Source organism: Serratia microhaemolytica, from assembly GCF_004011885.1.
In the GTDB taxonomy this organism is placed as follows: Bacteria; Pseudomonadota; Gammaproteobacteria; order Enterobacterales; family Enterobacteriaceae; genus Serratia_G; species Serratia_G microhaemolytica.
This window is the reverse complement of the sequence record NZ_SBEF01000061.1, coordinates 1-6,713: the sequence shown is the minus strand read 5'-3', so window position 1 is coordinate 6,713 and position 6,713 is coordinate 1. Positions and strand designations below refer to the sequence as shown.

At 53.9% G+C, this 6,713-nt stretch carries 5 protein-coding genes; all 5 read right to left on the bottom strand.

All coding sequences use genetic code 11. The features are described 5' to 3' along the window. Nucleotides 1–59 precede the first annotated feature (59 nt). Nucleotides 60–1,058, bottom strand: coding sequence for a hypothetical protein (locus EOJ37_RS13370; protein ID WP_127960397.1), 999 nt, complete (start codon nucleotides 1,056–1,058; stop codon nucleotides 60–62). Continuing rightward, nucleotides 1,055–2,173 carry a DUF2169 family type VI secretion system accessory protein gene (locus EOJ37_RS13365; RefSeq protein WP_127960396.1) on the bottom strand — a complete coding sequence of 373 codons (1,119 nt, stop codon included), beginning with the start codon at nucleotides 2,171–2,173 and terminating at the stop codon, nucleotides 1,055–1,057. The genes EOJ37_RS13370 and EOJ37_RS13365 overlap by 4 nt, the downstream gene beginning before the upstream one ends. Before the next feature lie 11 nt (nucleotides 2,174–2,184). Then, entirely contained in the window at nucleotides 2,185–2,709 is a 525-nt protein-coding gene (locus EOJ37_RS13360) for a DUF6484 domain-containing protein (RefSeq protein WP_127960395.1), read from the bottom strand. A gap of 1 nt (nucleotide 2,710) precedes the next feature. Beyond that, entirely contained in the window at nucleotides 2,711–4,774 is a 2,064-nt protein-coding gene (locus EOJ37_RS13355) for a type VI secretion system Vgr family protein (RefSeq protein ID WP_127960394.1), read from the bottom strand. 46 nt (nucleotides 4,775–4,820) lie between these two features. Beyond that, the coding region (locus EOJ37_RS13350) for a type VI secretion system baseplate subunit TssF (RefSeq protein WP_155522506.1) at nucleotides 4,821–6,713 on the bottom strand (1,893 nt) is incomplete at its 5' end.

The window sequence follows — 6,713 nt, the reverse complement described above, 5'->3', positions numbered from 1 at the left end:
ATGTGGTTAAAGATTATTTCGTGATTAAGCATAGAGGTTGTCTGCTCGATATTAGCGGGTCAATAACGGAGATCATACCTCAAAAGCCTTGCCATGCCTCGTTCATATGAGGGGATGGTTAAGGGTAACGGCATTAAATGGTACAGCAGTGCCAGTATTAATGGCCCACTGGCAGCACCGGTTTCACCTAATTTGGTTGACAGTAGCCAATGGTGATAATCCGGTATTCGCTTATCCAAACAGCGAGTGATAGCCAGTGCAGCTTCGCGTGAGTAGAATGCCTCACCGTTCACATCGCTGATATGAAAATCGGTATTACTCAGTGGGTGGCCCGCTTGTGCTATCGCTGCCCGTATTGCCTGAGTTAACCCGCGCGCCTTCTGTTTTTTCTCAGTCTGTAAAATATGTGCTTCTTCTTCAGCAAGCCCAATACCGAGTAATTGTAGACCAGGTTCGCTAGCTGGCCGTTGCTGCAACAAAATGGCCGCAGCCCCTTCACCAGGAATAAAACCATCCGGGTTATTTGGCGTGAGTAACCTGTCACTGCTCAAATAATGGTTAATCGCTTGTGGGGTGAAATAACTGTCGGTGGCAGCAAGCAGCACGGTTCGCCGTGGATCGGCATGTAGCAGATGTTGTGCTTTTTGTAGCGCCGGGCCAATACCTGCTTTGCCCACAGCCAAGCTGACCGAGTTATCGGCAAATTCGGTCAGTAACGGTGCCGCGACCTGTTGTTGCCAACCAAATGGTAAACCGGGGCGGTTCGCTTCCGGTAATAATAAGATCAGCGTGATAGCGGCACGTGGCAATTTGCTTTGTGTCAGACACTCTTGTAGTGCGTGCGTCAGCATCCAGCTTAACCGCGCTGGCCCCCAGAGATCGACACCATAGAGTTGTGAGCCGATCACCGGCTTTCCCGCACGATCAATAAAGCGTGTTTCACTAAAGTGATCCATCCCGGCACGAAATGCCGCTGCTGCCGCCAGTGCTGAATAACCGATTGGGCAACACAGTCCCACTTGGGTGATTTGTGTGATATCACTGTCGGGTAAATTCATGCGGCCACTCCAGCCTCTGCTTCATCCTGATCACGGTTGCCATTACAACTGCCACACCCGCTGCCGGTGAGTTTATTTGCCCACCACTCCTTGCACACTGGCCCGATGGCAATCGTTTCAATCTCTCGTATTTTACGCACCAAGGGGATAACACCACGCCATACCACAGAAAAACGCTGTTCATCCGGCTCAAAAAACAGCGTATCAACGATGGGTTGTACTTCCAGCACATCGTGATTATGTTTCAGTACGCGGATCGGGATATTGTCAAAGCGTGGCAAGTTGAAACGCACCTCGGTTCGTCCCGCCATCAAATTAGCCAGATAAACTGATTCACCGCCTTGCGGATAGGGTATCTGTTGATCCGCCGGTGAACTTTGGCAATAGCGTTCATCAAAATCTTCCGGCAAAAACGGGAACACCTCTTGTCGCCAAGTTTCGTCATAAGTGCCGGCATAGCAAACTCTTAACGCGCTGTTGCGTGGCAGCGCTGAGAGCGCTTGTGGTACGGCTTTACTGTCTGGCGCGGTTATTGGGCGATCCAGCGCTTCAATACAAGGTGTTGGCGTGTCTGCCAACTTGCGTTTGGCTTTAGTCGCATAACCTACACCGACTGGATTAATACGGTGGGTTTCTATGCGGGTCGGATCGTTGTCATCCCACGCATGTGCGCCCCCTAATGCATGGTCATAGGTCAGCGGTAGTGAGGTAACGAAGGGCTGCCGTTGCGCAACTAGTCCCGTCGGGCCGGATTGCCAAGTGCCTGGGCCATAAACCTTCAACGTTTTTGTCATGCTGGCGACTTGCACTGTGACGGTTACACTCTGTTTCGGGTAGTTGTCAGGCGTATGGGCTCTGGCGTGAAACAGTACGTCGCACAATGGCTTGCGTAAGACATAATCAGCTTCATATATCACTGCGGACAGCCCTGGTTCGCCCGTAAACTGATCAGCTTGTACAATCGGCTGTGGCGGAATAATTGGCCGTGGCATTTTGCCATCCTTAGGAATGCGATAAGTAGCTTTGATGATGACTACCACAAATTCATTCCCTTCCTTATCCATCATCATGATTGCTTCAGCGACGGTATGTTTTGCTCCATTCACGACTTCCATGCTAGTGCCTCCTAGTTGAGCTGCATCGAGCCGCCTTTCAGGCGATGTGTTGCCTGAGCCTGGCTATCAATGTAAAGCGCTCTGATCTGGATCACGCCATCGGCACTCATCACAATGCTCGATTGGCCGCATACCAGCACCAACTCCTCACTGGCACTGATCACTACCTGTTGATCGCCCTGTAGCAATGTCATGGTCGGCTCCGGCTCTTGCCTTGGTTGATGCGGTTGCTGTAACAATCCGATAATTAACGGCTGTTGTGGGTTGTTATTGACGTACTGTACCGCACAAACTTTACCAATATCTGATGTACTCACCGGGCAAAGACTCCAGGCGCGTTGGGTATTATTTTCCCCCATCATTAATACCTGTGCGGAGCCTTCCGTATCAACGGCAATCAGCTCAGCGAGCATAATTCCCGGTAAGTTACTACTCTGTGTAGCCTGAGTGGTGTGTTTGACAATATCATCCAGTAAGCTTGGTTGGTGTGTAGGTTGTTCATTCTCCACCGGTGAAGGTATAGCCTTTGTTTCCATCTTAATTCTCCAGAATTTTTTTGCCTTTTATATTGATGTCACCACCGGCTTTGTAATATTGCTCACCGGTGGTACCGAGTGAAAATTCATGGCCGTTAATGGTGATATTGCCTTCTTTATCCATTTTGAAGACTGATTTTCCACACACCACCTCAAAGGATTCACCAATTAAAAACTTGATGTTGTCTTTAACATTGACGGTTTTATCTGCACCAACAGTTTGGCTGTAACTCTTTGCGACCATCACATTTTTGGTTAAACCCACCTGTTCTGCTTGAGCCAAGCCAACAGAAGTGTTCATCGCGCCCATCACGGTAGTATTCATTGCTGCACCTACCGTAGTCTGAAAGCCGGCACCGACACTGAGTGCTTTGGCGATAAATACCGTCTCAGCCTGGTTGAGTTTGACTGTCACCACCTGGTTACCATCTACGGTCTCTGTCTGGTTCAGATTGACTTGCAGCGTTTGATTGCCTTCAATCGTTTCATTCTGGTCTTTTACCACGGTGATCGTCTGGTTAGCGCCAATCATTTCGGTGTGATTGTTACCCACAGCGGTATTACGATCATTGAGTACTTCAGTGTTCATATCCTTTTGCGCATGGACATAAACCTCTTCCAAGCCTTTGGCATCCTCAAAGCGCAGTTCGTTGAAGCCTTCGCCTTTGTGGGTTTGGGTGCGTAGCGTGGTGCGGGTTTTTTCCGCTGGCAGGTTGAGCGGGGGGTCATTCAGCGCGTTGTAGGTGCAGCCGGTGACGATCGGCCGGTCGATGTCGCCGTTGAGGTAGGAGATGATCACCTCTTGGCCAATACGCGGGATGGCCATAAAGCCGTAGGCGCTGCCGTTCCAGGCTTGTGCCACCCGCACCCAGCACGAGGCGCGGTCGTTCGGTTTGTCGTAGCGGTTCCAGTGAAAATGGACTTTGATTTCGCCCAGTTCGTTGACGAAGATCTCTTCGCCCGGCGGGCCAACCACGGTGGCGACTTCGTCACCGTCGGCCAGCGGTTTATGGCAAAACGGTGCGCGCCAGGTGTCAAAGCCGTTCACCAGGTGCAGGTGATTGTAGAAGGTGGTGCCGCTGTCAGCGGGATTGCCGTTGCTGGCTTCGGGCACTTGGCCGTGATGGTGCACGCTGACCACTTGGTAGTAAGCGTTGCGTGCGTCGATCGGGTGTCCGGTGAGATCAAAGCGTCGCCCCGGCATCAGTTGGATGCTGTTGCTTTTCGCCGCACCGTGCTGGCTCTCAATCACCAGCCGATCGCGCCGATAGCGGGTAAACTGCTCACCGATGTGGCCATCCTGAAAGCGCCCGGTACTCTCAAACCACTCACCATAGCCGAGTTTCGGTACCGTTTCGCAACTAAAGCGCATTTCATAATCCGGGTGCCCATACCAGTGATCTTTCTGCACTGTGCTCACCGGCTGTGCGATACGTTCCCAGTGCAGTTCAGTCATCACATCGTCTTTGATCACCGTGCGTGTGTCGGGGTTAAACACCACCTCCGGCCCCTTCAGCATCGCCATCGGGTCGTCGCTGTAGGCTACTTTTTGTTCCTCAAACCAGAAGCAGATCCCCTCTTCGGCCGCCAGGCGGCAGAAGAACTCATAGTCGCTTTCGCGTTTTTGTGTCACGTAGGTACGTACCGGGTGCTCATCATAGAATTTTTTATCGTTCACTACATTGTGTTCTGTCAGCAGCAGATCGAGGATCTCAGGTACGGTTTTTTGCTGAAAGATACGGCTGTCACGCTTCATGGTGAGGCGCAGCATCGCCGGGCGCAGCGTGACGCGATAGACGGTGTAGTGGCGGTGGTGTTCGCTCTGAGTCATTCTGCCGACAATGCCGTTGACGGTGCGTTGTACCACCCCGGCACGGCTAAAGGTGAAGCTGCCCGGTTTCAGCAGCAGTTTTTCCAGTGGCAGATCGTCGCGTGCGCTGGTTAGGGTCAGCGACAGGGTGAACAGTTCGGAGAGCGCTTCATCCAGGGTAAACTGGCTGACGACAAAGGTGTCGGGCGGCAATCCGCTGATGTTGAAGTTGAAATGTACGCCATTGTCTTGCATGAGTTTTCCTTCCTTAACAATCTATTTTTCGTCAGGGTAAGTGTCTCTACATCGCCGGCCGTAGCCCCGGCTGGGCTAAAAATGTCCAATTGGCTTCGCCAGGGCGTTGCACCACCAGGCGAACAAAGCTCTGGGTTGACAGGGTACGTGCTAGGAACAGCCGTAGTAGCCTGACCAGCCGGTAGTGCTCGCTGGCGTTTGCTGCTTCACTCAGCGTTAGCGTGACGCGTAAGCCACGTTTCAAGCGGCCATAACACGGCATCTCTTCCGGCACTGCATCAAGCTGCTGCCATGCCTCCAGCCGCTGTTGCCACTGGCGTAACTGCGGGGCGTCGTGACTCAGTCCCCAGGCAAGGTCGAGCAGCAGGCGCCGCAACACCGGTAACGCAGCAGCAAAGTGCGGCCGAAAGGCCAGGTGTGAGATTAACCGCCACTGGTGGTGGCTATCGCCCGGTGCCACGGCCGCCACCGAGGGGGTACTCACTAGCCGCACGGTAAAACCTACCGGTGAGTCAAGCCCCATTTCCCAGACTGAGGGGAGTTCACTGAAGAACGGTTGTGCGGTCTGGATCAGCAAACGGTAATCAAAGTGGCTATGCGGAAAGGTGTGCATCGGGTGGCCATTCGGTTGGTAGAACTGTAACCGGTAGCGTTTGCGGCCGCTGGCAGCGGTGACGGTGTCTAGGCGGCAGTAACCCAGGCGCGCACGCTGTCGGCCGCCCTGCGTTGTCAACGGAAAGTGCGCCGGGTTTTGCATTGCGTGATCGGATTTGCCACGGCTGTGGACGTTGAGTACCTGAAACAGTATCGCGTTATCCGGCAGTGACAGCGGGTATTGGTGTTGCCCGGCAATAAATGGCACTTTCTCGCGCTGTAGCGGTTGCAGATTGAGCATCGGCACGCAGTGTGTCAGGAAGGTGTCAGCCAGTTGTTCCTGGCTGAGCGGCAGCACCCCGGCAAACACCAGCGTGAGTGCGAACTGTGTCGGCAGTGACGATACCGCACGGCGGAGATCGAGTTCGACAAAGGCGTGTGTACTCGGCATCACCAACTGTTCCACCAGCAGTTGCAGCGGCCAGTGTTCGCTGGGTTCGCTCGGCACCACCCGATTTTCCGCGCTGAGAGCGGGCAATGTCAGCACCGACTGCTGTAATGGCAACACCTGGTCACCGATCTGCAACCGTACCTGGCGCAGCGCCTGTTCCAGCCAGAGTTGCAGCGTGGCGGCCACGGCAGGATCCGCACTGAGGTAGAGTGCGATGCGTTCCGGCCGCCAGGGGGTTTCTTTACCGTGGTAGTGAAACTGTAGTGTCAGTTCACTGCGTTGTTCGCTGCACTGTAATTGGCGATCATCGAGGCTGATCGGTAACAGGGTAAATGGGCGGCCAGTGATCAGTGTCTGTGACCCTGACTCAGTGTTGTCGGCGTAGATCTCAGCGCCAGCCAGTAATCGCTGTACTTTTTTCTGCGGTTTTCTTGGCCGCCACTGCACCACCACTACGCTGGGCAGGGGTTGCAGGGCAAATGGCCAGGTGCGCAGCAGGTAGCCGTGGCTAAAACGCGGTGAGGCTTGCAGCAGCCGTTTGCGCAGTCGCGCGGTTTGCAGGCAGAACCCTTCTAGCACGCGCTCGACTTGCGGATCACAGGCTTTTTCACCAATAAAATCGGCCAGATGCGGCTGTTCACGCGCAATTTGTGCGCCTAATGCCTTCATATAGCGCCACTCATGGCGGTAGTGCGACTCAAAATCACCGTCATTTTCTGGCGGTGGCAGTGTCAGTTCCGGCACCGGATCGGCATGGTTCGCTTCAATGGTCAAGGTCAGGCGCGGGGTGTAATGACTTTGTTGCGGATCGCCGAGAAAGCTGTTCCAGCCAAGCCGTGCGGTCTCTGGGTTGCCGAGCTGCATTCCGTGCGCCTGTTCGCGTGCCAGCTCCAG